The organism is Rhizobium sp. 22-785-1, from assembly GCF_053521965.1.
This window is the reverse complement of the sequence record NZ_JBNWDI010000002.1, coordinates 253,382-280,029: the sequence shown is the minus strand read 5'-3', so window position 1 is coordinate 280,029 and position 26,648 is coordinate 253,382. Positions and strand designations below refer to the sequence as shown.

Genomic DNA, 26,648 nt, shown 5'->3' with positions numbered 1-26,648 from the left:
AAAAAGTTAGATTGAGCGCTTGCCATGGCCGAACAAGCTGCTATAACCCCGCTCACTTCCGGGGCGGAACACTCCCCGGCGCTTTCAAAAAGCGAAGGTTCCTCAAGAGCCTGTAGTGCCCGGATAGCTCAGTTGGTAGAGCAGCGGATTGAAAATCCGCGTGTCGGTGGTTCAAATCCGCCTCCGGGCACCATTATTTTTAAAATAAAATCAAGCTCCTGCAACTCAAATCATCTCATGTATCGCCGACATCGTTTCGGATAATTCCGAAGCCTTTTGTCTTGGTTTCCGCGCTCTCCAAAATGGAAACAGAACCGGGCTCTTCGATTACAAAAAATGAGCGAAGATTGGGGGGCGGCCCCAAATCAGAGGGTAATACCCACACGGTCACCGAGCCGGGATGGGGAGAGGATCACGTTCGGTCATAATCCAAGAGCCGCTGATCCCCGCAATGCCACCACCGGATAATTAAATTTCATTTGCTACGCGGTCGATGTTGACACATCAATAGCGTGTTGGGACTAAGGACCTCGAACGAGGAACTGTGATGAGTGGATTGATTGGTGTCGGACTGTACACGCCAGCAGAAGCCGGGAGGCTTTTGCACGTCGCTCCGTCGAAGATTTCTAGATGGCTCAACGGTCATTCGATCAGGGGGCGCGAGTACCCCGCGCTATGGGAGCCGGCTGTCCAGATAGATGGCACCCCTACGACCCTAGCTTTCCGTGACCTTATGGAAATCCGTGTTGCTGACGCCTTTCTCCGAGCTGGCGTCTCGGCAATTCAGGTCAGGGCTGCAATAGTTTATGCGAGAGAGGTATTGGGAGCAGACTACCCTTTATCGACTGAGCGCTTTAAGACTGATGGTCGAAACATCCTGCTGCGGGTATTCGAAAAGGATGCTGATGGCGTAGAGCGTGAGCGTCTTCTCAACTTGTTTCGCAGGCAGTATGAGTTCAAGGAGGTCATAGAGCCTATTCTCAGGACTGTCGATTTTGATGAGGATGGGTCTCCGCGCCTTTGGTACCCAGCCGGCAGGCGCGCAAATATATTGGTTGACCCCCTCCGCGCGTTCGGTCAGCCGATAGACGGCGTAACCAGCGTACCCACCGCCATCCTGGCAACCTCCGCCGGAAATTTTGGTATCGAAGAAACTGCGATCGCCTACGATGTCCCAGAGGGGTCGGTGCGCCGCGCTGTCGAATTTGAACAGTCCTTGAATTGATGGTGGATGCAGTTGAAAGTTCTTTTCGATAACTGCACATCCCCCATATACGCCTCAACACTGAACGGCTTCATCAGCCACTATGGCCACTCCGCCGTGCACATTAGCAACCTTGAAGGACTCCCAAACGGCCGCCACTCAACCGATTTAGAATGGATTGAATACTTGCGATCTTCCGGCTTCGTGTGGAGCTTCATAACTGGAGATGGCCGTGTTCTGAAAAATGCAGCCGAACGAGCTGCACTTAGATCAGCGGGCCTTCATGGTTTCGTTCTAGCGCCAGCCTATCAGAAGACTGCCTATAACCACGTCGCATCAAACCTGCTGTGGCACTGGCCTGAAATGCAGCGGTTGACTGAGATTTTGAGCGCTCCTTCGATGCATGAGGTGCCCATGCAACGAAGCTCAAAGCTGCGGTCACTCCCCCTTTAGGTGCAGTACCATCCCGGACCTCGCCTAGACAGAGTCAACAAAAAAGGCCGGGGCGAATTCGCACCGACCTCTTGTCGCTTGTTATCTGCCGCCAGTACATCCGTGGTCAACATGCAAGCCGTGGCGCCGCCACGCCACTCAATCATGATAATGCGTAGCGGCGCATCCGGTTCCAAAAATTAATCGAGTAATTCTGCGGGTACCTTGCCACCATTTTCTGACAGTTTTTTAAGCAAAGCCTTATGCAGCCAGTTATTCATTTCGGGCGAGCCGTTGAGTTCGCCGGTATAGCCGAGCTCCTGCGCCAGTTCCTTGCGCTCTGCGAGGCTCGCATCCATGCCGAGCGCCTTCATCAGGTCGACAATCGAATGCTTCCAATCCAGGCGCTGTCCACTGCGCTTTACCGCCGCGTCGAGCTGTGAGGCAACGTCGACTTGTTGAGAAGAGGCGGAGGTGGGTGCGGAGGGGACTGGCGCGGAACTGCCAGAGGTCGAGGGAACGGACTGGCCGGTGCCGCCAATCGGAGGTGCGGTGGTTGCTGCGGGCTCAGGAGTGGATGAAGGTGCTGGTGTTGGTTCGGTGGCGGATGGCGATGTTTGCTCGGCGTGCGCCGACCCGAAGATCGCGTCTTTGATTTTACTGAAGATGCTCATGATGTTTCCTCCTTGGGCGAGTTATTGATGTCAGTCCAACGGATCGAAGGCGGGTCGCGTTCCGATTGGATGCGAAAAAGCCATGCCTACCCAAGGTAGATCCAGTAATTATTACCGTTTTCTGCGCTGAGACTGGGGATAGATCATCCAGTGGAAGAGCCCAGTACCTTGTGGCGATGTGAGCGTGTCGTTCGACGCCGTTTGGCCGGAAACTCGTGCGGCGGATCTCAGTGCCAGTGCGCGGATAAGATTTCACGTCCAGACTAAGACCTAAGCTGCGACTTCGGTAACTGGCCGTCGCCGCTGCTTATTCTTAGAGCTTCCGATACGCAAAAGGGCGGCCAATTGACCGCCCTCTCTAATTCTATTTAAGCGTTGCCGTGTCAGGCTGGCCGTTCTTCCGCAGCATTTGGACGCCATGTGATCATCTTCTTTTCCGCAACATCGAGGATGAGGTCGATGATGAGAACGAAGATGGCGAGGATGATGATGCCGGCAAAGACGCCGACCGCATCGAAGTTGCCTTCCGAGCGAGCGATCAGATAGCCGAGGCCTGCGGACGCACCGAGATATTCGCCAATGATGGCGCCGACGACCGCAAAGCCAACGGAGGTGCGCAGCGAAGACAGGATCCAGCTTGCTGCTGCCGGGAAGTAGACGTGGCGCAGAAGATCAGAGCGCTTGGCGCCGAGAATGCGGGCATTCGACAGAACGACCGGGTTCACTTCCTTAACGCCCTGCATGGCATTGAAGAAGGTGACGAAGAAGACCAATGTGACGGCCAGTGCAACCTTCGACCAAAGGCCAAGTCCTAGCCACAGAACGAAGATCGGAGCCAGAACGACGCGGGGAATAGCATTAACAGCCTTGATGAAAGGATCGAGCACGCGGGCAACGAAGGGGCTAAGACCAAGCCAGACGCCTGCTGCCACACCGAGACCGGTGCCGATGAGATAGCCAAGCACCGTTTCGCTCAAAGTAATGCCGACATGCTTGTAGAAGCCGGCGTCAGCGATCCAGGTGACGACCTGCGTCACGATGTCGAACGGAGCGGGGAAGAAGAAGCGGTCGATGGCGCCCATCGATACGCCAAGCTGCCATCCACCGAGAATGGCGACCAGCAGCACGACCTGAATGATGCGAATATTAACGGCTTGCATAGCTCTTCTCCACTTCGCCGCGCAGGGATGCCCAGATATCGCGGTACAGAGTCATGAATTTCGGGTCGAGTTTGATTTCAGCAACGTTGCGTGGACGCTCGAGATCGACAGGGAAGCTTTCGATTACGCGGCTCTTCGGGCCAGCGGCCAGAACGACGACGCGGTCACCAAGTGCTATGGCTTCCTCCAGATCATGCGTGATCATCACGACCGCGCGGCGATCTTCCTGCCACAGGCGAAGAAGCTCATTCTGCATCAGATGGCGGGTATGGATATCGAGTGCCGAGAAAGGCTCATCCATCAAAATGACTTTCGGCTCGGTAATCAGAGCCTGGGCCATCTGCACGCGTTTGCGCTGGCCGCCGGACAGCATGTGCGGGAAGCGGCTTTCGAAGCCTTTGAGGCCGACTTTTTCGAGCCAGGCCATGACTTTGGCACGGCGCTCCGCTTCCGGCACGCCGCGGAACATCAAGCCAAGCTCGACATTCTGATAGGCCGTCTTCCAGGGAAGCAGCGCATCCTGCTGGAAGAGATAGCCGATATTGTTCTGCACGCCGTTGACCGCAGTTCCATCGATGCTGACGGATCCCTTGGCGGGTTTCAACAGGCCGGCGATCGCGTTCAGGATCGTGGACTTGCCGCAGCCGGTTGGCCCGACGATGGAGAGGAATTCTCCATCGCCGACTGTGAGGTTGACATCCTGAACGGCAGTGAATGAGCCAAATGCCATCGTCACATTATCGATGGCGACCATCGCATTAGGTTCTGACTGTGCCACCGGCGTTAGCTTTCTGACTGGTGATGACATGGAAGTACCCTCAGTTTGCGGGCTTCGAAGCTGCTGCTTCGACGAACTTGTTGGTGTAGGTGGTGTTGAGGTCGATCGTGGCCTTTGCCACAGCCTCATTGAAGCTTTTCAGAACGGCGAGCGGTGTTTCCAGGTCCTTCGCCTCGAACTTGCCGTCTTCGGAGAAGATCGCCTTGGCGGATTCGACAGCCTTGATGTAGGTCGCCTTGTCGCCAGAGACGAAATCCTCCGGCAGCTTTTCGACGATCTCTTCAGCCGAATGCGCCTTCATCCAGTGCAGCGCCCGCACTGTGGCATTGGTGACCTTCTGGATCACTTCCGGGTTAGCGTCGATGTAATCCTGGGTCGCATAGAGGACCGAGGTGGGGTAAATGCCGCCATAGACGTCTTTCGCGCCTTGATCGCTGCGCGCGTCAATCAGGATCTTGCCGAGACCGCGCTCCACAACGATCGTTGCTGCCGGGTCGTAGTTGACGAGGAGGTCGATCTTGCCCTGCTGAAGAGCGGCAACGGCGGCAGCACCCGAGCCGACGCCGATGATGGAGATATCGTTATCGCTGAGTTTATGTTCTTTCATGTAGTAACGAATGAAGAAGTCGGAGGACGAGCCCGGAGAGGTGATGCCGACCTTCTTGCCCTTGATCGTTTCAGGCTTTGCCGGATCGAAGTCCGTGTCGTTTTTGCCAGCCAGGACCAGACCGGAATTGCGCGCCAGCATCACGAAGCCGACGACGTGCTTGTTTTGCGACTGCATCTGGATTGTATGGTCGTAAAAGCCGACCGCAACATCCGTGGAGCCGGCCACAAGCGCCTGAAGCACCTTGGAGCCACCCTGGGCAAAGTTCTCGGTGGTCACATCCAGACCTTCATCCTTGTAATAGCCGAGGCTGGCGGCCACAGGGAAGGGCAGGTTATTGAGGTTGTAGGAACCAACGCTCATTCTGACGGATTCGGCATTGGCGGTGGCTGCGAAGGCGCAGAGTGCTGCAGTTGCTAGCAGGAATTTACGCATGTGGGTCTCCTCCCGGTTTTCTCTATGCTGTGTGCCGTAATGGCGTTTGTCTATGCTGCGTGTTCGATGGCGGCAGCTGGTTTGGCGAAGGCGAAGCCCTCGAAGAGACGACGCGCGGTTCTGACAAGACCGGCCGCAATGGCGCCGTTTCGCATTTCGAGTTGAACGTCGAGACGCCCTGCCGGATGTTCGATCCGGATGAGTGCGGGAACGCTGGGCTGGCCAGCCGCCTCGAATGCCACGGTGCCGGCGGTAACCGCAGCCGTCGCAATGCCGACGGCACCGGTTGTGGCCAAGGCCGGATGGCATTCATTCGGCATGAAGTAGCGAACCGACATCGTTCCGTCTTTGCGCGCCGGCGAGATCAGAACAGGCTTTGGGATGACCATGTCCGACACATCTCCCATGCCCATCAACTTGCCCGCCTCGAGACGGATGCCCGTCATACGATCGATCAGAGCCCGGTTGGCGGTCAATAGCTGCGGGTCTTCATATCCCGTGATGCCGAGATCGGCAGCGCGCATCAAGACCATCGGCATGGCGCAGTCGATCGCCGTGACATCGACACCGTCGATGACATCGATCGGCTTGCCGGTCGGCAACAGCTTGCCTGTCTTGGCACCAGCCGAGTCGACGAAGGTCAAGGCAATTGGGGCTGCGAGGCCGGGTACGCCGTCTATCGACGCGTCGCCCATATAAATCACCTCGCTGCCACGGGTGGGAACCTTGGCCTCAATTAACTTGCCGGTGTTCACATTGTGAATGCGAACCAGCGTGTCATGCTCCTTGGCAGCCACCAGTCCGGCTTCGATGGCAAATGGACCAACGGCTGCAAGCATGTTGCCGCAATTGGGAGAGTAATCCACCAATTGGCGATCCGTGCGGACCTGGGCGAAAAGATAATCGATGTCCGCACCTTTGACCTTGGACGGTCCGATGATCGCGACCTTCGACGTGACCGGATTACCGCCGCCGATACCGTCGATCTGAAGCGGATGACCCGAGCCCATGATAGAGAGAAGAGCGGCATCGCGTTGGGCCGGATCGCGTGGCAAATCCGATGCCAGAAAAAACGGGCCGCGAGACGTTCCGCCGCGCATCAGCACACAGGGTATCTTCAGGAGATCGTTCATCTTCGCCTCAATCTTGCATTTCATGGATCAATCTATCCAGTTGTTGCAATATGAGGAAGAAAGGCTTATTTGTTAAATGCAATTTTCGAGAGGTTTATTGCGATATGAGCATTAATTGCGAGATTCTGGATCTTCGAGCTTTTCAGGCGGTCGTGGAGTTGGAAAGTTTTCATCGCGCAGCTGAGGCGCTGCACATCTCGCAACCGGCGTTGACGCGGCGCATACAGAAACTGGAACAGGCCATCGGCGCGCCCTTGCTGGAGCGCACGACGCGTCATGTTGCGCCGACTGCCATGGGGCAGGAGGTCATGCCGCTCGTCAGGCGCATGCTGGAAGAATTCGACGGTTCCCTCTTTGCCATGCGGGATGGCTCGCTCCGCCGCGGCCTGATAACCATGGCCTGCGTGCCGACGGCCGCGTTCTACTTCCTGCCCACCGTTATTAAGACCTTCAGCGAGCAGTATCCTCATATAAGATTACGCATTCGCGATCTAACGGCCAATGAAGGCCTGCAGGCTGTGGCACGTGGCGAGGTGGAGTTCGGCATCAACCTGATGGGGAACTCCGATCCTGATCTGTCATTCGAGCCTCTCATCGACGATCCCTTCGTTCTGGCCATGCGAAAGGACCATCCATTAGCGAAACACGACACCATTCATTGGAATCAGCTGGAGCCTTATCCACTTGTCGTGGTGGATCGTTCCAGCGGCAATAGAACCTTGTTGGACGGTGCGCTTGCACGGCACAATCTGAAGCTCAACTGGTTCTACGAGGTCACGCACCTTAATACATCATTGGGACTCGTCGAAGCCGGCCTCGGCATTTCGGTGCTACCGCGCCTGGCGACCCCGCAAGAGGACCACCCCTATCTGGTCTCGCGTCCAATTGTGGATCCGGTGGTTTCGCGCACGATCGGTATCGTGCAACGACGAAGCAGCGCACTGTCGCCTGCAGCAGAAAAATTTGTCGCGATGTTACTGAAGGCCTGGAAAACGCCTTGAGGTTCGTGGGCGCCCAGGCCAATGGCACTTCCCAGAAATGAGTTCTATGTGGATGTGTGGGGCAGGCGTAGCTGACGCGGCGCCATTTCACAGCCAGGCTTTATAGGTCGGCGGGGTGTTGATCGCTTTGTCCGTCTAGCTGGGCGAGAAGACTCCCAACCTCCCGATTGGCCGCCTCCAATCGCCGCCAGTTTCGCTTCGCCCGAATCGTAGTTTCCAAAGTCCTGTCTGAACAGCGCAAGTCCTAGCCCAGCGACCCACCAAATCTTAACGGCGTCTTAAAATCCGGCAGGAATATTCAATCTCCCTAACGTAAGTTGTGCCTAAAATACAACACGCCGCAAATCGGCTAATATGAAAACATCCTAATTTAGTGATATTCGATTGCGGGAGGTGGAGGGTTTCTGTCTATTGATCCGTGAAGCGGGGGGCAACCTCAAGGGCGTGTACCTAGTCGCCGCTTTTATAACGAAACATGACTGGAGGTCATTATGAACATCAAGAGCCTTCTCATCGGCTCCGCTGCAGCTCTTGCAGCAGTATCTGGCGCAAAAGCTGCTGACGCGATCGTCGCTGCTGAGCCAGAGCCCCTGGAATATGTCCGCGTTTGCGATGCATTCGGCACAGGCTTCTTCTACATCCCCGGCACCGAAACCTGCCTCAAGTTCGGCGGTTACGTTCGTTTCCAGACCGACTTCGGTCGTGATCTCGCCGGCACGTCTGACTGGAACTCTTTCACGCGCGCTCAGTTCGAAGTTGACACCCGCACCGACACCGAGCTCGGCGCTCTGCGTGGCTTCATCGGCTTCCGCGGCAATGCCGACAACGGTTCCGCGGCGTCTTCGTCTGTCTTCGTTGACCAGGCCTTCATCGAACTCGGCGGCCTGAAGGTCGGTAAGTTCTACAGCTGGTGGGACGATGGCCTCTCTGGCGAAGCTGACGTTCTGTCCACAAACGCTCTGTTCAACTCCATTCGTTACACCTACGACGCTGGCTCTTTCTGGGCAGGTATCTCGGTTGACGAACTGCAAGGCACAAACGGCCAGTTCCGCACTGTAACCGACGTAGCAGGTCCGCTTCCGGGCACGTTCGTTGTTACTCAGGAAGCTGACAACAATGTTGGCATCACTGGCGGCATCGGTGGCAACTTCGGTGCAGCAGCTCTTCAGCTGATCGGCTCCTATGACGTTGACCAGGAAGAAGGCGCAGTTCGCCTCATTGCAACTGCTGAAATCGGTCCTGGCACGCTCGGCCTGGCCGGTGTTTGGGCTTCCGGCGCAAACGCTTACTACGCAGAGTCTGAATGGGCGATCGCTGCTGAATACGCCATCAAGGCAACCGATCGTTTGACGATCACCCCAGGCGCTCAGTGGTTCGGTAATGTGGCTGACCGCGTTGCACTCGTTGGCCTGGATGCAACTGGTACGCCAGTATTCACCGGCGCGACAGCGATTGCGACCAACGACTACTCGAACCGCGACGCATGGCAGGCTGGTATTACGGTTGATTACAAAATCACCGAAGGTCTCTCCACCAAGATCGCCGTCAACTACTACGACGAAGATGGTGCCGACACCGACCAGTGGAACGGTTTCGTTCGTCTGCAGCGTTCGTTCTAATATAGTCTAACCGACTGTATTGACTTGGAAAGCCCGGCGTTTCGTCGGGCTTTTTATTTTAGAAAATGCTAAATAATACTGGACAAACTCAGTTTTTCTAGTCATCATAATCCCAGTCAAAAGGCGTGATCCACCGCCAAAAGCGTCGTCTGTTGACTCCAGTCAAGGCCCATCAGCCCCCCTAGGCTGATGGGCAGGCACCGGAACGAAAGCGCAAAGCGCATCCTCCGACGTCTTCCAATTTTTCCCCGCATCATTCCGTTACAAAACGATAGCCGACCCCTGGCTCGGTTTGGATAATCTTTGGCTGTGCCGGGTCTCGTTCGACCTTCTGTCGCAATTGACCGATGAAGACTCGGAGGTAATGCAGGTCTTCACCATGGGCTGGCCCCCAGACTGAGGTCAGAAGAGTGCGGTGCGTGACCACGCGACCGGCATGGTGCGCCAGGAGCGTGAGAAGATCGTATTCCTTGGGCGTCAATTTTATGCTAGAGCCACCACGGGCGACGACACGGCGCTGTGTGTCGATCGACAGGCCATCCGCCTCGATGGAAGAGGGCAGCATCTCGGACTTGCCTACATGGCGCATGGCGGTGCGGATGCGCGCGGTGAGTTCTCCGATGCCGAATGGCTTTTCGATATAGTCGTCGGCCCCAAGATCGAGGGCGGCGATCTTTTCGGTTTCGCGGTCGCGGGCGGAAAGAATGATGATGGGCAATGTCAACCAACCGCGAAGATTGGCAATGACATCTTTGCCGTCCATGTCCGGTAGCCCGAGATCGAGGATGATGACATCGGGCGCCGCCGTTGCCGCTGCTTTGATGGCGTCGGCGCCATTCTCCGCCTCGATCACGTCATAGCCGGCGGCAGCCAATGCCGGACGAAGGAAGCGCCGGATCTGCGGCTCGTCATCCACCACCAGAATACGTCCCAATGTCATCGTTGCTGCCTGCCTTCACTTCTTTCGGTCACCGGAAAGCGCATGACGATGCGTGTGCCACGCTTTTTCACCGCCGGACTCTCTGCATATATGCGCCCGCCCAGGGCTTCGATAAAGCCTCGAGCGATGGAAAGACCAAGCCCGGTTCCTGGAGAGCGTCCGTCCGAGCGCGAACGACGATAGAATTTCTCGAAGATGCGGTCGAGGTCTTCGGCAGGGATGCCCTTGCCATTGTCCGTGACAGAGATGACGATTTCGTCCCCATCGCGCCGTGCATAAACATTCACCGGATCGCCGCCACCATATTTGGCGGCGTTGTCGAGCAGGTTGAATAGAACCTGGCCGAGCAAGACCGAGTCTGCGCGGATGACCGGCAAATCCCTGGCAATGCCAGTCTCGAAACTCTGTGTCGGAAAGTATTTTCGCGCTCGTCCCACCGCAGAGCGGATCACGTCCGCGACATCCACCCAGTCCCGTTTCGCCTGCAAGGTGCCCGCAGTGATGCGTGTCATGTCCAGAAGATTGGCGACGAAGCGGCTGAGCCTTGCGCTTTCCTCCTCAATGGATTGCAGAAGATCGTCACGGCTTTCAGGCGACATGCGGTCACCCAGTTCACGCAGGCTGGTAACCGACCCGGTGATGGTCGCCAAAGGTGTGCGCAGATCATGCGAGATCGACGACAGCAACGCCTCACGGTAGCGCTCGCCCTCCAGCCTTGCCGCCTGCTCGGTGCTTTCGGAGGACAAACGGGCGCGGTCGATTGCCGTTGCCGCCTGGTCAAGAATGGCGGCGAGTTTACGTTCGGCATTGGAATCGAGCCCGCTTGGACCAGGTTCGAAGCCGCAGACACCGACGACGCCATGCGGGCTGGTGAGCGGACGAAACTGGAAGCGTCCGTTAGGAAGCGTGCCCGTGCCGAAACCGGAAGGCTCCGATCGGCTGCTTGCCCACCGCGCCGCCGTCAGTTCGGAAACGCCAAGCTCCGTGTCGGGCGGCCATGCGGCCACCACCTCCAGATCGTCACCCTTGGGCAGAAGCATCACCACGTGACGACCTATGCTTCCCTGCAACTGCGTGACTGACGCCCACAAGACTTCCTCCGGCTTGGCGGTTCCTGCAAGCTTGCGGGAGAAATCGTAGAGCGCCTGCATGTCTGCGGCCCGCTGGCGCGCTGCCTGCGCCTGTTCGCGAATGCGCGATGCAAGACTGCCGGCAATCAGTGCGGCGACGATGAAAACAGCCAGCGCAAAGACCTCATGCGGCGAGGCTATGGTGAAGGTCTCAACCGGTGCGATGAAGAAAAAATTGTAAGCGAGCGCCGAGACGACGGCGGCCATCAAGGCCGCCGTGAAGCCAGCGGCGGATGCGGCGCCCAAAACGGCGAGCAGAAACAGCAGTGAGATATTCGGCAGATGGGTGAATTCATCCAAAGCCAGGCCGAAGAGGGTGGCGACTGCGACAGCGCCGATGGCACAGAGAAGCGACCGGGAGAAGACGGAAAGCTGAAAGCGCTGCTTCTTGCGGGCGGATGACGGCGCCTTAGCGCTATCCGCAGTGACGAGATAGAGGCCGATGCCGCTCGCTTCCTTCGCCAGAGCATCCGCAAGGCTCGGTCGGAAGGGATTGGAAAACCAGCGGCGGCGCTGCGAACCGATGACGATCTGGGTCGCATGCTCACGCCGAGCCAGTTTCATAATTTCGGTCACGAAGTCATTGCCGGTCAGGTGGCGCGTCTCTGCTCCGAGTTTTTCGGCAAACCGAAAGGCCTCGTCGATCCGCCTCAGACTGTCCTCATCCATGGTCTCCTGATCGTCCCGCGCCATACTGACGACCGTCCAGGGCGCGTTGAGCCCCGAGGCAAGACGGCTTGCCACACGGACGACCTTGTCGGACAGCGCATCGGCGCCAATGCAGACCAGCAATCTTTCGCCAGTCGCCCAGGGCCCTTCAATGGCATTCTGACGGAGATAATCGACCATCTGATCGTCCACCCGGTCTGCGGTGCGGCGAAGGGCGAGTTCGCGAAGCGCCGTCAGATTGCCAAGGCGGAAGAAGCGGTCGGTGGCCCGTCTCGCGCTATCGGGAAGATAGACCTTGCCTTCCTTCAACCGCTCGATCAGTTCGCCGGGCGGCAGATCGACCAGCACCACATCGTCGGCACGTTTCAACACGGTATCCGGTACCCGTTCACGAATGGTGACACCGGTAATCTGCGAGACGAGATCGGACAGGCTTTCGAGGTGCTGGATGTTAAGCGCAGTCCAGACATCGATGCCCGCTGCGATCAGCTCCTCGATATCCTGATAGCGTTTCGGATGGCGGAAACCCTCCGGGTTGGAATGAGCGAGTTCGTCGACGATGATGACGCGCGGCTTGCGGGCAAGCGCTGCGTCCAGATCGAATTCCTTGAGGATCTTGCCGCGATAGTCCACCTCCACACGAGGAAGGACGTCCAGGCCGTCGAGAAGTGCCGAGGTCTCCGCCCGGGCATGCGTCTCGACAAGGCCGACCACGACCTCGACACCATCGGCTTTCAGCCGGCGCGCACGCGCCAGCATCGCGTAGGTCTTGCCGACACCGGGCGCTGCGCCCAAAAAAATAGTGAGTTTGCCCCGGCGGTCTTTCTCCGCCAGGGCAAGCAATGCATCGGGATCGGGCCTGTTCAAGCCCTCACGGTCATGTGACGCCATTCGTCTCAGCTCTTCAGCGCATCGAGCGCAAGATTAAGCTCTAGCACATTGACGCGCGGTTCACCGATAATCCCGAGGAGCCGGCCTTGCGTTTTTTGTTCGACAAGCCCCTTCACTGCCTCCGGTGAAAGGCTGCGCGCTTTGGCGATGCGCTCAACCTGGGCTGCGGCGAAAGCCGGGGTGATGTGCGGATCGAGGCCGGAGCCGGATGTGGTGACGGCGTCAGCCGGAACCGGCGAGGCAATACCCGCGCCGTTCAGCCGTACAACGTCGCCGGCAACCCGGTCCTTCAGCTTGGCAGATGTGGTACCAAGATTGGAGCCAGAGGAAGCGGCGGCGTTGTAGGCATCCGGGCTGGTCGCAGAGGGGCGCGGCCAGAAGTAGCGGTCCGAGGTAAAGTTCTGGCCGATCAGGCTGGAGCCGATGACCGCATCGCCATTGCGGATCAGCGAGCCGTTTGCCTGTGCCGGCAGCACAGCTTGGGCGATGCCGGTGACGGCCAACGGATAGCCGAGACCGGTCAGGGCGATGAAGAAGGCCAGAATGACGATGGCGGGACGAATTTGGTTCAGCATGATTACACCAGATGAAGCGCGGAAACGGCGATATCGATGACCTTGATACCGGCAAAGGGCAGCAGCAGACCGCCAAGCCCATAGACCAGCAGGTTACGGCGCAGAAGCGACGCTGCCGCGGCGGGACGGTATGCCACACCTTTCAGTGCCAGCGGGATCAGCGCGATGATGATCAGCGCGTTGAAGATGACCGCCGAGAGGATGGCCGATTGCGGGGATGACAGCGCCATGATGTTGAGGGTGCCAAGCGCCGGGTAGGTGGTGAGGAAGAGCGCCGGGATGATGGCGAAATACTTGGCCACGTCGTTGGCGATCGAAAAGGTCGTCAGCGAACCGCGCGTCATCAGCAACTGCTTGCCGATCTCGACGATCTCGATGAGCTTGGTCGGACTGGAGTCGAGATCCACCATATTGGCGGCTTCGCGTGCGGCCTGCGTTCCGGTCTGCATGGCAACCCCGACATCGGCCTGCGCCAGTGCTGGCGCATCGTTCGTGCCGTCACCGCACATGGCAATCAACCGGCCGCCCTTCTGTTCGCGGCGAATATAGTCGAGCTTGTCTTCAGGCGTCGCTTCGGCAAGGAAATCGTCCACGCCCGCTTCGGAGGCAATCGCTGCTGCGGTGACGGGGTTGTCGCCCGTTACCATGACGGTGCGAATACCCATTGCACGTAGCGCGGCGAAACGCTCCTTGATCCCGGGTTTCACCACGTCCTTCAGATGGATCACGCCCAGCAGACGGTTACCTTCGGCCACACCGAGCGGCGTGCCACCGGTGCGGGCAATGCGGTCTACGGCTTGGTGAAATTCCGCTGGCGCCTTGCCATCGGTGGCATCGGCAAACTTCAGGATGGCATCAATGGCGCCCTTGCGGAAAGACTTGCCGTTCGTATCGACGCCGGACAGACGAGTCTGCGCCGAGAAGGGAATGACGGAATCGACGGTCACTTTGGGTGAGGCAATACCGAACTCGCCCGTCGCGAGCGCTGCGATGGAACGGCCCTCTGGCGTTTCGTCCGAAAGGCTGGCAAGCAGCGCTGCTTCGGCTACCTGTTCGGCTGTGACGCCCGGCACGGGGATGAAATCCGCCGCCATCCGGTTGCCGAAGGTGATGGTGCCGGTCTTGTCGAGCAGCAGCGTATCGACGTCGCCTGCCGCTTCCACCGCACGGCCCGACGTGGCGATGACGTTGAAACGTACGAGACGATCCATCCCAGCAATGCCGATGGCGGAGAGAAGGCCGCCGATGGTTGTCGGAATAAGCGTGACGAGAAGGGCTGCCAGCACAGTAACGGAGACCAGCGTACCGGAATATCCAGCCAGTCCCCACACGCTCACAACGACGATGAGGAAGACGAGCGTTAGGCCGGACAGCAGAATGGAGAGTGCGATCTCGTTTGGCGTCTTTTGACGTTCCGCACCTTCGATCAGCGCAATCATCCGATCGACGAAGCTTGCGCCGGGCGGCGTGGTGATGCGGATTTTCAACTGGTCGGACAGAACCTGCGTGCCACCGGTGACGGCAGAGCGATCGCCGCCGGATTCGCGGATGACGGGTGCCGATTCACCGGTGATCGCGCTTTCATTCACCGATGCCACGCCTTCGATCACTTCGCCGTCGCCGGGGATCAGTTCGCCGGCATCGACAACGACGATGTCGCCGACTTTCAGCAGCGTGGCAGCAACGCTCTCTTCCTTGCCGTCTGCGCTCACGCGGCGGGCGGTCAGGTCGGAGCGGGTCCGCTTCAGGCTGTCGGCCTGGGCGCGACCGCGGCCTTCCGCCACCGCTTCTGCAAAGGTGGCGAAAAGCACCGTAAACCAGAGCCATGCCGCAATCTGGCCGGAAAAGATGGCCGTGCCGTTATGGGCGATCAGGTCGCGGATGAAGAAAATGGTGACGACAGCCGCAACGATTTCGGTGACGAAGATCACCGGGTTGCGCATCAACTGCCGCGGATCGAGCTTGATGAAGGCGTTTTTGATGGCTGGCCCTACAATGGCGGGGTCGAAAAGACCCGGTCTTGCGGGGGCCGATGAGTTGGAATTGGTGGACATCTTTATGCCTTTTAGAACGTTTGGCCGGCAAGCATCGCGAAGTGTTCGACGATGGGGCCGAGTGCGAGTGCGGGGAAGAATTGCAGCCCGCCGAGAATGAGGATGATGCCGATGAGAAGGCCGACAAAGAGCGGGCCATCCGTCGGGAAGGTGCCGGCGGAGGCCGGAACCCGAACCTTGGCGGCAAGCGATCCGGCAATCGCCATCACCGGTACCACATAGGCGAAGCGACCGAGCAGCATCGAGATGCCGAGTGTGGTGTTGTACCAGTCGGTATTGCCGGAAAGGCCGCCGAAGGCCGAGCCGTTATTGCCGGCCGCAGACGTGAACGCGTAGAGGATTTCCGAGAGGCCGTGCGGACCGCCCGTTCCGATGCTGGCGGCAGCAAAGGGCAGCATGGCGGAAAGCGCGGTGAAACCGAGAATGACCGTGGGGAGAATGAGAACCGCCAGCATGGCGAACTTCATCTCGCGGCCCTCGATCTTCTTGCCGAGAAATTCGGGTGTGCGACCGACCATCAGACCGGCGACGAAGACCGACAGAAGCGCGAAGACGAGCATGCCGTAAAGACCGGATCCCACACCACCCGGCAGAACCTCGCCAAGCTGGATCAGGAACATCGGCGCGAGGCCACCAAGACCGGTAAAGGAGCCGTGCATGCCGTTGACGCCGCCATCGGAAAGGCCGGTGGTCACCGCAGCGTAAAGCGCCGTCATGGCCTGGCCGAAGCGGACTTCCTTGCCTTCCATATTGCCTTGCGCCGCATCAACGCCAATCGACGTCAGGATCGGGTTGCCGGCACTTTCCGCCCAGTAGACGGTGGCAACACCGGCTATCAGGAGAACAGCCATGGCGGTCAGCAATACCCAGCCCTGACGACGGCTGCCGACCATCTGGCCGAAGGTATAGATGAAGGCTGCCGAAATGGTGAGCATCGAGAAGATATTGAGATAGTTCGAAAGCGCAGTGGGATTTTCGAAGGGGTGGGCGGCATTGGCGTTGAAGAAGCCGCCACCATTGGTACCGAGTTGCTTGATCGCTTCCTGGCTGGCAACTGGGCCGAGCGAGATGACCTGCTGACTTCCTTCAAGCGTGGTTGCCGTCACGCTGGCGTCCATCGTCTGGGGTAGGCCCATGGCAACAAACGTTACTGCGACGATGACCGCGATCGGCAGCAAAACATAAAGCGTGGCGCGAGTCATATCGACCCAGAAATTGCCGAGTGTGCTGGCCTGCGAACGAACAAAAGCGCGGGTGAATGCAATCGCCAGCGCCATGCCGACAGCGGCGGACAGGAAGTTCTGAACCGTCAAACCGGCCATCTGGCTGAAGTTACTCATCGTCGCTTCACCGGCATAGTTCTGCCAGTTGGTGTTGGTCACGAAGCTTACGGCGGTATTGAACGCCAAGCCCGGCTCCACATTGGCAAAACCCTGTGGATTGAGGGGCAGGAAAGCCTGAAGGCGCAGGATGCCATAGAGCGCAAGGAAGCTGGCAATCGAAAAGGCAAGCATGGACAGCGTGTAGCCAAGCCAGCTCTGTTCCTTCTTGGTGTCGACGCCTGCCACAGCATAAAGCGCGCGCTCAATGGGAGAAAAGATCGGCGTCAGCCAGGTCCGCTCACCATTGAACACGTGCGCCATGTAAAGGCCGAGCGGTTTGATAAACAGAAGTACGGCGATGAAGAGGAGGCTGATCTGCAGCCACCCGAGAATGGTCATGGGATTTCTCCAGGAAAATCAGAAGCGTTCCGGACGCAGTAATGTGATGATGAGGTAGACGCCGAGCGCGATTGCCACGACGAGGCCGAAGATGGGTTCCAGCATGGCGGCGCCTCTCAAAACCGGTTGAGGGCGCGCGCGTAAAGCGCCAGCACGATCAGCGTGCCGAAGCCGAGCGCCAGAAAAAGGACATCGGGCATAGGGTTCTCCTGTTATGTCAGGAGCGCATGATGATCCTTCAGGCCGTCAGATTTCGATTGGGAAGATGGAGCGCCGACATAAGGAAAATATAAAGACGGGACCGGCGCGTTCTGTCGTCCGCCGGTTTAGGTCGAGGCTTAGCCATTAAAGATCGATCTTTCTTTACAGGTTGGCGAATCACGATTTTTCGTGGGATGCAGATGAACAAGAAAAGGTTTCGGATGAGAGCGGTAAGCGTTCCATACCGGAGGCCAAGGACGGGAACGACGTCCAGCAGTGTGACGAAGAACCACTGCTGGCGAACACGACTGGAAGGAAAACGCTATGGCTGCGCCCGGCGAAAACATGCGCGTGAATGCCGACAGGCTCTGGGACATGTTGATGGACATGGCGAAGGTCGGTCCCGGCATTGCTGGCGGCAACAACCGCCAGACGCTCACCGATGAAGATGCCGAGGGCCGCGCCCTGTTCCAGTCGTGGTGCGAGGCCGCAGGTCTCACCATGGGTGTCGATAAGATGGGAACGATGTTCGCCACCCGCGCTGGCGAAGACCCCCACGCCTTGCCGGTTTATGTCGGATCCCACCTCGACACCCAGCCGACCGGTGGCAAGTTCGATGGTGTGTTGGGCGTTTTGGCAGGCCTTGAGGTCGTGCGCACCATGAACGATCTCGGCATCCGCACGAAGCACCCGATCGTCGTGACCAATTGGGCGAATGAGGAAGGGGCGCGCTTTGCGCCAGCCATGCTCGCCTCCGGCGTTTTCGCTGGCGTCCACACGCTGGAACATGCCTATTCGCGCAAGGATACCGAGGGCAAGACCTATGGCGAGGAGCTGGAGCGGATCGGCTGGCTGGGAGAGGAAGAAGTGGGCGTGCGCAAGATGCACGCCTATCTCGAATACCACATCGAGCAGGGGCCTATCCTCGAAGCCGAGGACAAGACGATTGGCGTCGTCACCCATTGCCAGGGTCTGTGGTGGCTTGAGTTTACCCTGACGGGCAAGGAGGCGCATACTGGCTCCACGCCGATGACCATGCGCGTCAATGCGGGACTGGCGATGTCACGGATTATCGAGATGGTACAGACCGTGGCGATGGAGAGCCAGCCTGATGCGGTCGGTGGCGTCGGTCAGGTGATCTTCTCTCCCAATTCTCGCAATGTCCTGCCCGGCAAGGTCGTCTTCACAGTCGATATCCGTACCCCCGATCTCGCCAAGCTGAACCATATGCGCGACCGCATCGAGGCGGAAGCGGCGAGCATATGCGAAGCGATGGGCGTCGGCTGCTCGGTCGAAGCTGTGGGCCATTTCGACCCCATCACCTTCGATCCCACTCTCGTGGACAGGGTGCGTCGTTCGGCGGAAAAGCTCGGCTATTCGCATAGAGATATCATCTCCGGCGCCGGGCATGATGCCTGCTGGGCGGCGAAGGTGGCGCCTGCAACCATGATCATGTGCCCCTGCGTCGGCGGTCTTTCCCACAATGAAGCTGAAGAGATTTCAAAGGAATGGGCCGCGGCCGGTTGCGACGTGCTGTTCCATGCCGTGGTAGAGACAGCCGGGCTCGTGGAATAAAGTAGCAGCCGTGCGTCGTAATAAGGGGAGCAATCATGACCATCATCAAGAACGGCACGATCGTAACCGCCGATCTCACCTATAAGGCCGATATCCGCATCGAAAACGGTGTGATTACCGAAATCGGGCCGGAGCTTAAGGGTGGCGAAGAACTGGATGCAACGGGATGCTACGTCATGCCGGGCGGCATCGATCCGCATACGCACCTGGAAATGCCTTTCATGGGCACCTACTCGGCGGACGATTTCGACAGCGGCACGCGCGCAGCACTCGCCGGCGGCACGACAATGGTGGTGGATTTCGCTCTTCCCAATCCCGGCCAATCCATGCTCGAAGCCCTGACCATGTGGGACAACAAAACATCGCGTGCGGCCTGCGATTATTCTTTCCACATGGCGATTACCTGGTGGGGCGAACAGGTCTTCAACGAGATGGAGACCATCGTCCGCGACAAGGGCATCAATACCTTCAAGCATTTCATGGCCTATAAGGGCGCCTTAATGGTGGATGATGACGAGATGTTTTCCTCCTTCCAGCGTTGCGCCGAACTGGGCGCACTTCCGCTTGTGCATGCCGAGAATGGCGATGTGGTGGCGCAGATGCAGGCAAAACTGATGGCGGAAGGCAATGACGGACCGGAGGCGCATGCCTATTCCCGCCCGCCGGAAGTGGAGGGTGAAGCCACCAACCGCGCCATCATGATTGCCGATATGGCAGGCTGTCCGGTCTATATCGTCCACACCTCCTGCGAACAGAGCCACGAGGCCATCCGCCGCGCACGGCAGAAGGGCATGCGTGTCTATGGCGAGCCGCTGATCCAGCATCTGACGCTGGATGAGAGCGAGTATTTCGCCAAGGACTGGGACCATGCCGCCCGCCGCGTCATGTCTCCGCCCTTCCGCAGCAAGGCGCATCAGGACAGTCTCTGGGCAGGCCTCGCCGCTGGCTCGCTCCAGTGCGTGGCGACGGACCATTGCGCTTTCACCACAGAGCAGAAGCGCACTGGACTGGGAGATTTCCGCAAGATCCCCAACGGCACCGGCGGGCTGGAAGACCGGTTGCCGATGCTGTGGACCTATGGCGTCGGCACCGGCCGCCTGACCATGAACGAGTTCGTTGCCGTCACCTCCACAAACATCGCCAAGATCCTCAACATCTATCCGAAGAAGGGGGCAATCCTCATCGGGGCGGATGCAGATCTCGTCGTGTGGGACCCGAAGCGTGGGAAGACGATCACCGCTGCAAGCCAGCAATCGGCCATCGATTACAATGTGTTCGAGGGCAAAGAGGTGATGGGCCTGCCACGCTTTACCTTGACGCGCGGTCATGTTGCCGTCGAAGAGGGGGCAATGAAAAGCCGCGAAGGCCATGGCCGCTTTGTTTCGCGCCCGCCACTGACGGCTACGGCGAAAGCGCTTTCCACCTGGAAGGAACTGACCGCGCCGCGCAAGGTGCAACGCACGGGCATTCCGGCAAGCGGGGTCTGATCGATTTGGATGAATCATAGGGCTTTTCAGGCGATCACGAACTCGCCTGAGATGCTCTAGTTAGCTGCGTTCAACCCTGTTGCCGATCAGATGCGTCACAGCTTTTCCGGCTGGTTCGGCTTGCTTGGATTCTGCTCGGCGCGGTCGCGATAGAGAGCAGCACGACCGAGAAGCATCAATGAGACGGGCGTCGTCACTGTCATGAAGATGCCGATGAAGATTTCGTGGAAGACGAAGCGTTCGCCGGACACAGAGAAATAGATGATGGACGCCATGACGATGCCGCCCGTTCCCCAGCTCGTGCCGAGTGTGGGGGCGTGCAGTCTTTCATAGAAGCTCTGCAGCTTGGCAAAGCCGATTGTGCCGACCAGCGTCAGTGAAGAGCCGAGCAGTACGAAGAAGGCAACGAGAATGGCTGCCCAGAGCGGAAATTCTGCCGCGTCGATCATTCTATCACCTCACCACGCATCAGGAACTTGGAAAGTGCCACAGTCGACACAAAGCCGAGGATCGACATCAGAAGTGCGGCCTCGAAATAGATGTCATTGCCGGTGCGCAGACCAAAGGTCATCAAAAGCAACATGGAGCTGACATAGAGCGTGTCGACGCCAAGCACGCGATCTTGAGCCCGTGGACCGATCGCGATGCGATAAACGGAGATTGCCATGGCAATTCCCAGAAACAGTTGGGCCAGAGAAAAGGACCAGAAAAGGATAATCGAACTCATTCGAATATCTCCATCAGCATTTTTTCATATCGGTTCTTGATGAGATTGATCCATGCCGTCTCGCTGACATTGTCCAGCACGTGGATCAGCAATGTGCCTTGCGAGGAATTGTACTCCAGCCATGCGCTACCCGGCGTGGCCGTCAGAATGATGGACAGAACCGCAAGACCGAATGGATCGCGAAGGTCGAGTGGAACGGTCAGAAAGCCGGACTTGCTGTTTCTCTTGCGGCCGAAAAGAATGAGTGTAGCGACCGAGATGTTCGACCGTATGATGTCGTACAACACGATCGCGATGAGCTTGATGACCGCAGTCCAGCTACGGATGCGGGGCTTCGAAGGGCGAAGAGAGGCCATAGACCAGGAGGCAACAAGCGCCACCGCTGTTCCGAGGAGGAGATGTCCCGGCGAGAAGCTGTTGATCGTCATCCAGAATACGATGAGCGACAAAGTCAGGACCGGGTAGGGGAGGATGCGGCTTATCATTGCGCGGCCTCCCCGGCGTTACCCGCACGCGGTGCCGTCATTACGCCCTGAATATAGCTTTCCGGCAGGTCGAGGATGCGTGCGGTTTCCTGCATGTATCGCATGATCGGACCGGCCTGCACGGTCATGGCAAGCGTCATGGCCAGAAGCAGCATGACAGGTGCGATTTCGATAACGAATACACGAGGTACCGTTCCTTCGAGCGATCCCCAGAAAGTGCGAATACCAGCACGCGTCATGGAAATCAGCGCTGCAAGCCCAGAGAAAACAATAAGGAAGACGAGCCACCACGAAAGCGTCGACACCGTATTGTCGGCGCTCAGTCCTTGCGGATTGAGGATGGCAGAGAGCATCGAGAACTTTGCGATGAAACCTGAGAGCGGCGGCAATCCGGCCAGCAAAATGCCGCATGCAGCAAAGCAGGTTCCAAGCACTGCCATCGTGCCGGGCATGGTGACGCCGACCTCGTCTTCCTCGTCATCGTCGTCAGCATCGCCATAGGCTTCCATGGTGACGGCAAGAACGTTGGCGCCCGCATCCTGTCCACGTTCCACCAGTTCGATCAGCATGAAGAAGGCGCTGATGGTGAGTGTGGAACTGACGAGATAATAAAGCGCGCCTGCGGCAACCATCGGGTTGCCGGTGCCCATGGCGGCCAGCAGCGTTCCCGACGAAACCAGAACGGAAAAGCCTGCGAGGCGTCCAAGTGCCTGCGAGGCAAGCACGCCGATTGTACCGAAGACGATGGTGGCGATCCCGCCGATCAACAGCGCGTCGTGGCCGAAACCGGCAGAATCTCCGGCTGTCTGTCCGAAAAGCAGGAAGGAAAGACGCGCGATCACATAGATGCCGACCTTGCTCATGATGGCGAAGATGCCGCCAATAGGTGCAGACGCCGCGCCGTAAGCGGAAGGTAGCCAGAAGTTCAGCGGCCACATGCCGGCCTTGACGAGAAAGGCGATGCCGAGCACCGCTGCACCGGTTTCCAGCAGCATGCGCTGGTCGGGATTGAGGCCTGCAATGCGCTGCGCCAGATCGCCCATGTTGAGCGTGCCGGTCACGCCGTAGATCAAGCTGACGCCGATCAGGAAGAACAATGCTGCGACGAGGTTGATCGCCACGTAGTGCAGACCGGCTTTTACCCTCAACTGCCCGGAACCGTGCAGCAGCAGACCGTAGGATGCAGCCAGCATCACTTCAAAGAAGACGAAGAGGTTAAAGAGGTCGCCGGTCAGAAACGCGCCGTTTACGCCCATCAGCATCAGATGGAAGAGGGAATGGAAATGCGCACCCGACTTGTGCCACTTGGCCAGCGAATAGACGAGCGACGGTATCGCCAATAGTGACACCAGAAGCACCATCAACCCCGAAAGACGGTCCGCCACCAGCACGATGCCGAATGGGGCGGGCCAGTTGCCGAGAAGATAGACGCCGGTGGAAATGATCGCGGCGATTTCGGTGTTCACCGTCGAATTGACCTCGATGAAGAGCCCAATGGAAACGGCGAGCAGCACCAGTGTCGAGATGAAGCTGATTGCTGCCTTGGTTTTGCGCTTGCGCTCATCGATGAAGAGCAGGATCGCGCCGGTGATCAACGGCACCAGAATGGGTGCGATGACGATGTGTGATGGGAATGAGTTCACTTGCTCTCCCTCCCGTCTACATGGTCAGTGCCGGTCAAACCACGCGCGGCAAGAAGCACCACGAGGAAGAGGGCAGTCGTGGCAAAGCCAATCACGATCGCCGTCAATACCAGTGCCTGCGGCACGGGGTCGGCCAGCTGTGAGGTTGCAACTCCGTCAAGCAGGACAGGCGGCGCGTTGGTCTTGATGCCGCCCACTCCGAAGATGAAGAGGTTGACGGCATAGGACAGCAGAGACAGGCCGACAATGACTTGATAGGTGCGCGGACGAAGGATGAGCCAGACGCCCGATCCCGTCATCACGCCGATGCCGATGGCGAGAATAAGTTCCATTACACATCCTCCGCTTTGGCGGCGTCGGGTGTGCGTAGCTTGTAGTTACGCAATGATTGGTGCGCCAGTGCTATCAAAATCAGAACCGTGGAGCCGACCACGAGTGAGAAGACACCGAGATCGAAGAGCAAGGCCGACGCCGTCGGCATTTTCCCGATGTAGGGGATTTCCGTATACTGGAAGTAGGAGGTCAGGAACGGATAGCCGAAATACCACGAGCCCATCCCTGTCGAGGCTGCCATCAGCAGGCCGAAGCCCATCCACCGCAGGGGCAAAATACGGATGCGATCTTCCGCCCAGCGCGTACCGCCTGCCAGATATTGCAGCAGGAAAGCGATCGCCATGGTGATGCCCGCGGCGAACCCGCCGCCCGGGAGATCGTGACCGCGCATAAAGAGGAAGATCGAGAAGGTAACGATGACCGGGAACATCCACTGCATGATAACGGAAGGCACGAGCAGATAGTCGCGCACCGTATCGCCCTTGCTGCGCTCCGGGCTTTCGGCATCAAAAGCATTCTGGATCAATTGCTGCTCAGGTAGCCCAACACTATCCTGCGCCGGACGGAAACGACGCAAAAGCGCGAAGACGGTCAAACCGACGATCGCTAGAACCGCGATCTCACCCATCGTGTCGAAGCCGCGGAAATCGACGAGGATGACGTTGACCACATTGGTACCGCCACCTTCGCTATAGGCTCGCTCGAGGAAATAGTTGGCGATGGTGTTCGGCACAGGCAACGTCATGACCGCATAGGCGATCACCGTCATGCCGATGCCGCAGAAGACAGCCAGCAGGAAGTCGCGCCCGCGACGGAGTTGGGCCGGTAGCTCGTTGTTGTTGTCAACCTTCACCATGCGCTTGGGTAGCCAGCGAAGACCGAGCAGGATCAGCACGAGCGTGACGATCTCGACAAGCAACTGGGTGATGGCGAGATCGGGCGCAGACAGCCAGACGAATGTCAGGCAGGTCACGAGACCGGAAACGCCCAGCATGACCAGGGCGGCGAGGCGATGATATTTTGCCTGCCAGGCAGCGCCCATGGCCGCGATCATGCCGATGCCCCAGAGAATCGCGAAGATCGGATCGAAGGACGTGACCCGCGGAAGGGTGAGTGAGAATTGCGAAGACACCAGCGGCGAAAAACCGGCAACGAGCGCGACAAAGATCAGAATGCGCAGCTGTGGCTGCAATCGTCTTGTGCCGAGCGTGCTTTCCAGCCAGCGCGCCCACTTCCACGATACGGTGACGATTATCCGCTCGAAGATACGTTGGCCCCTGAGATGCCGGAAGATCGGTGGGCCGTCGTCGCACTTGGAGAAGTAGTCTCCGAGAAGCGCGTAGATCGCAACGCCACCGATCAGTGCGACGATGCTCATGACGAGAGGCAGGTTGAAACCATGCCAGATCGCCAGGCTGTAATAAGGCGTTTGCGGACCGAGAACCGATACCACCGCCGAATGCAGGAAGGGACCGACGGATAGGCTTGGCACCACGCCGACGATCAGGCAGGCGAGCACCAAAAACTCGATCGGAAAACGCATCCAGCGCGGCGGCTCGTGCGGGTTCGGATTGGGAATGTCGCTGGGCGGCGGTCCGAAGAAGACGGTATGGATGAAGCGCAGCGAATAGGCGACTGCGAAGGCGCCGGACAGGGTCGCTACGTAGGGAAGCGCCTTGTCGAGCAGCGAGTCCGCATGGGTCTCGATGGCCTCGGCAAAGAACATTTCCTTGGAGAGAAAGCCGTTGAACAGCGGTACGCCTGCCATGGCGGCACTGGCGGCCATAGCAAGCGTCGCGGTTGCCGGTAGATAGCGATAGAGCCCGCTTAATCGCCGCATATCGCGCGTGCCCGTCTCATGGTCGATAATGCCAGCTGCCATAAAGAGCGATGCTTTGAAGGTGGCATGGTTTGCCATGTGGAAGATTGCCGCGACGGCGGCAAGCGGACTTCCAAGGCTCAACAATGTCGTGATCAGGCCGAGATGGCTGATCGTAGAATAGGCGAGCAGACCTTTCAGATCCTGCTGAAACATGGCGAAATAGGCGCCGAGCAGGAGCGTGGTAATGCCGGCGAAACCTACGAGCCAGAACCACTCCTGCGTGCCGGCTAGAACCGGCCAGAGCCTAGCCAGCAGGAACACGCCTGCCTTCACCATGGTGGCGGAGTGGAGATACGCCGAAACGGGTGTCGGGGCGGCCATTGCGTTAGGCAGCCAGAAATGGAAGGGAAACTGCGCACTCTTGGTCAGCGCACCCATCAGGATCAGGATGAGTGTCGTCAGATAAAGCGGATGTGCCTTGACATCTGCCGCCTTCGCGATGATCGCGTCGAGATCGTAGCTTCCCGCAATGTGTCCCAAGACCAACAGCCCAGCGAGAAGGCAGAAGCCCCCAATACCGGTGACCGTCAGTGCCATACGGGCGCCGTCTCGGGCGGTGGCATTATTGTGCCAGTAACCGATCAGCAGGAAGGAGAAGATACTGGTCATCTCCCAGAAAATCGATAAGAGAATGACGTTGCCCGACAGCACGATGCCAAGCATAGATCCCATGAACGACAGAAGAAACGCGAAGAAACGCGGGATCGGGTCTTCCGCCGACATGTAATAACGGGCGTAGAGCACGACGAGAAAACCGATCCCGGTAATCAGCATCATGAACATCCACGCAAAACCATCCAATCTCAGCGTGAAGTTCAGGCCGAGTTGCGGCAGCCATTCTACGTCATATTTGAGAACCGCGCCGTTGCGGACGCTGGGATAAAGAAAAACCGTAGCGACGAGACCGACAAGCGCAATGCCGCCTGCAAGGGCCGCTGGTCCACGCGCCGCGCCGTTGCGCGGCATCATGGCGGTCACGAGACTGCCAATAAAGGGAAGGGCGATCAATATGGGTAGGATGACGTCAAGTCTCATAAATAATGGCAGTTTTCTCTGGCGTTAACACATTCCGTGGCTGCTTCCGCCAGAGATGCCAATCCTATGATGGAGGAAAGGCGGTCCAGCGGACTAGGACAAATCGTTGATGGGAGGCCCGCGCGGCGCGGCCTGGCGGACGTGACGAACCGGATGGAGAAGAGTTCGCTCCGGTTCGAACCCAATCTGGGTTTTGAGATAGGGTCTTACCACCCCAGCGGCGGATAAAAATGTATCAACAAAGTCGTGAATGCTGA

General features: G+C 58.4%; 23 protein-coding genes and 1 tRNA gene. 7 read left to right on the top strand and 17 right to left on the bottom strand.

All coding sequences use genetic code 11. The features are described 5' to 3' along the window. Nucleotides 1–117: 117 nt before the first annotated feature. From ACQZ5M_RS06060 to ACQZ5M_RS06050, 3 genes are all read left to right on the top strand, one after another. Nucleotides 118–193: transfer RNA gene (locus ACQZ5M_RS06060), tRNA-Phe, on the top strand. Nucleotides 194–547: 354 nt separating this feature from the next. Further along, on the top strand, nucleotides 548–1,225 hold the full coding sequence (locus ACQZ5M_RS06055; RefSeq protein WP_296077791.1) for a hypothetical protein: 678 nt from the start codon (nucleotides 548–550) through the stop codon (nucleotides 1,223–1,225). Between the two features lie 6 nt (nucleotides 1,226–1,231). Beyond that, nucleotides 1,232–1,657 (top strand): PIN-like domain-containing protein, encoded by a 426-nt coding sequence (locus ACQZ5M_RS06050; RefSeq protein ID WP_296077792.1) that lies wholly within the window; start codon nucleotides 1,232–1,234, stop codon nucleotides 1,655–1,657. A 179-nt stretch (nucleotides 1,658–1,836) separates the two neighbouring features. Here the strand turns inward: ACQZ5M_RS06050 and ACQZ5M_RS06045 are convergent, their stop codons facing one another. From ACQZ5M_RS06045 to ACQZ5M_RS06025, 5 genes are all read right to left on the bottom strand, one after another. Next, nucleotides 1,837–2,310: a DUF3597 domain-containing protein gene (locus tag ACQZ5M_RS06045; protein WP_296101459.1), complete on the bottom strand. Its 474-nt coding sequence runs from the start codon at nucleotides 2,308–2,310 to the stop codon at nucleotides 1,837–1,839. A 383-nt stretch (nucleotides 2,311–2,693) separates the two neighbouring features. Then, the gene (locus ACQZ5M_RS06040) at nucleotides 2,694–3,470 is read right to left on the bottom strand and encodes an ABC transporter permease (protein WP_296102037.1); all 777 of its coding nucleotides are present in this window, start codon (nucleotides 3,468–3,470) and stop codon (nucleotides 2,694–2,696) included. Then, nucleotides 3,457–4,278 carry an ABC transporter ATP-binding protein gene (locus ACQZ5M_RS06035; protein WP_153312175.1) on the bottom strand — a complete coding sequence of 274 codons (822 nt, stop codon included), beginning with the start codon at nucleotides 4,276–4,278 and terminating at the stop codon, nucleotides 3,457–3,459. Before ACQZ5M_RS06035 ends, ACQZ5M_RS06040 begins: the two co-directional genes overlap by 14 nt. A 10-nt stretch (nucleotides 4,279–4,288) precedes the next feature. After that, nucleotides 4,289–5,290 (bottom strand): ABC transporter substrate-binding protein, encoded by a 1,002-nt coding sequence (locus ACQZ5M_RS06030; protein ID WP_194286757.1) that lies wholly within the window; start codon nucleotides 5,288–5,290, stop codon nucleotides 4,289–4,291. Nucleotides 5,291–5,340: 50 nt separating this feature from the next. Then, nucleotides 5,341–6,423 (bottom strand): 4-oxalomesaconate tautomerase, encoded by a 1,083-nt coding sequence (locus ACQZ5M_RS06025; protein WP_153312328.1) that lies wholly within the window; start codon nucleotides 6,421–6,423, stop codon nucleotides 5,341–5,343. Between the two features lie 104 nt (nucleotides 6,424–6,527). Here ACQZ5M_RS06025 and ACQZ5M_RS06020 point away from each other — a divergent pair, with 104 nt between their 5' ends. Together ACQZ5M_RS06020 and ACQZ5M_RS06015 are read left to right on the top strand one after the other, a co-directional pair. Further along, a complete protein-coding gene (locus ACQZ5M_RS06020) occupies nucleotides 6,528–7,424 on the top strand; it encodes a LysR family transcriptional regulator (RefSeq protein WP_153312176.1) in 897 nt (298 codons plus the stop codon). Between the two features lie 491 nt (nucleotides 7,425–7,915). Then, nucleotides 7,916–9,043 carry a porin gene (locus ACQZ5M_RS06015; protein ID WP_153312177.1) on the top strand — a complete coding sequence of 376 codons (1,128 nt, stop codon included), beginning with the start codon at nucleotides 7,916–7,918 and terminating at the stop codon, nucleotides 9,041–9,043. 253 nt (nucleotides 9,044–9,296) lie between these two features. Here ACQZ5M_RS06015 and ACQZ5M_RS06010 read toward each other — a convergent pair whose 3' ends face one another. Genes ACQZ5M_RS06010 through kdpF form a run of 6 tightly spaced genes read right to left on the bottom strand, consistent with a single transcriptional unit; the run spans nucleotide 9,297 to nucleotide 17,128 of the window. After that, on the bottom strand, nucleotides 9,297–9,983 hold the full coding sequence (locus ACQZ5M_RS06010) for a response regulator (protein ID WP_296078566.1): 687 nt from the start codon (nucleotides 9,981–9,983) through the stop codon (nucleotides 9,297–9,299). Then, on the bottom strand, nucleotides 9,980–12,673 hold the full coding sequence (locus ACQZ5M_RS06005) for a sensor histidine kinase (RefSeq protein ID WP_296078567.1): 2,694 nt from the start codon (nucleotides 12,671–12,673) through the stop codon (nucleotides 9,980–9,982). The genes ACQZ5M_RS06010 and ACQZ5M_RS06005 overlap by 4 nt, the downstream gene beginning before the upstream one ends. 5 nt (nucleotides 12,674–12,678) lie before the next feature. After that, nucleotides 12,679–13,248 (bottom strand): potassium-transporting ATPase subunit KdpC, encoded by a 570-nt coding sequence (gene kdpC, locus ACQZ5M_RS06000; protein ID WP_296018148.1) that lies wholly within the window; start codon nucleotides 13,246–13,248, stop codon nucleotides 12,679–12,681. 2 nt (nucleotides 13,249–13,250) lie between these two features. Continuing rightward, nucleotides 13,251–15,302, bottom strand: coding sequence for a potassium-transporting ATPase subunit KdpB (kdpB, locus tag ACQZ5M_RS05995; protein ID WP_449079261.1), 2,052 nt, complete (start codon nucleotides 15,300–15,302; stop codon nucleotides 13,251–13,253). Nucleotides 15,303–15,313: 11 nt separating this feature from the next. Continuing rightward, nucleotides 15,314–17,023, bottom strand: a complete 1,710-nt coding sequence (kdpA, locus tag ACQZ5M_RS05990; protein WP_449079260.1) for a potassium-transporting ATPase subunit KdpA — start codon at nucleotides 17,021–17,023, stop codon at nucleotides 15,314–15,316. 18 nt (nucleotides 17,024–17,041) lie between these two features. Beyond that, nucleotides 17,042–17,128, bottom strand: coding sequence for a K(+)-transporting ATPase subunit F (gene kdpF, locus ACQZ5M_RS05985; RefSeq protein ID WP_082447277.1), 87 nt, complete (start codon nucleotides 17,126–17,128; stop codon nucleotides 17,042–17,044). 420 nt (nucleotides 17,129–17,548) lie between these two features. Here kdpF and ACQZ5M_RS05980 point away from each other — a divergent pair, with 420 nt between their 5' ends. After that, nucleotides 17,549–18,799: a Zn-dependent hydrolase gene (locus tag ACQZ5M_RS05980; protein WP_449079259.1), complete on the top strand. Its 1,251-nt coding sequence runs from the start codon at nucleotides 17,549–17,551 to the stop codon at nucleotides 18,797–18,799. Nucleotides 18,800–18,831: 32 nt separating this feature from the next. Continuing rightward, nucleotides 18,832–20,286, top strand: a complete 1,455-nt coding sequence (gene hydA / locus ACQZ5M_RS05975) for a dihydropyrimidinase (RefSeq protein ID WP_296018300.1) — start codon at nucleotides 18,832–18,834, stop codon at nucleotides 20,284–20,286. Between the two features lie 95 nt (nucleotides 20,287–20,381). Here hydA and mnhG read toward each other — a convergent pair whose 3' ends face one another. From mnhG to ACQZ5M_RS05945, 6 genes are read right to left on the bottom strand one after another with little or no spacing between them, the layout of a single operon-like run. Next, a complete protein-coding gene (gene mnhG / locus ACQZ5M_RS05970; RefSeq protein ID WP_296018156.1) occupies nucleotides 20,382–20,735 on the bottom strand; it encodes a monovalent cation/H(+) antiporter subunit G in 354 nt (117 codons plus the stop codon). Further along, a complete protein-coding gene (locus tag ACQZ5M_RS05965; protein WP_296018158.1) occupies nucleotides 20,732–21,013 on the bottom strand; it encodes a K+/H+ antiporter subunit F in 282 nt (93 codons plus the stop codon). The genes mnhG and ACQZ5M_RS05965 overlap by 4 nt, the downstream gene beginning before the upstream one ends. Next, complete coding sequence (locus ACQZ5M_RS05960) at nucleotides 21,010–21,498, bottom strand: Na+/H+ antiporter subunit E (protein WP_296018160.1); 489 nt, start codon at nucleotides 21,496–21,498, stop codon at nucleotides 21,010–21,012. The genes ACQZ5M_RS05965 and ACQZ5M_RS05960 overlap by 4 nt, the downstream gene beginning before the upstream one ends. Further along, a complete protein-coding gene (locus tag ACQZ5M_RS05955; protein WP_296074015.1) occupies nucleotides 21,495–23,141 on the bottom strand; it encodes a monovalent cation/H+ antiporter subunit D in 1,647 nt (548 codons plus the stop codon). The genes ACQZ5M_RS05960 and ACQZ5M_RS05955 overlap by 4 nt, the downstream gene beginning before the upstream one ends. Beyond that, nucleotides 23,138–23,473, bottom strand: coding sequence for a Na+/H+ antiporter subunit C (locus ACQZ5M_RS05950; protein ID WP_296018164.1), 336 nt, complete (start codon nucleotides 23,471–23,473; stop codon nucleotides 23,138–23,140). The genes ACQZ5M_RS05955 and ACQZ5M_RS05950 overlap by 4 nt, the downstream gene beginning before the upstream one ends. After that, nucleotides 23,473–26,391: a monovalent cation/H+ antiporter subunit A gene (locus tag ACQZ5M_RS05945; RefSeq protein ID WP_296074013.1), complete on the bottom strand. Its 2,919-nt coding sequence runs from the start codon at nucleotides 26,389–26,391 to the stop codon at nucleotides 23,473–23,475. Before ACQZ5M_RS05945 ends, ACQZ5M_RS05950 begins: the two co-directional genes overlap by 1 nt. Nucleotides 26,392–26,648 lie beyond the last annotated feature (257 nt).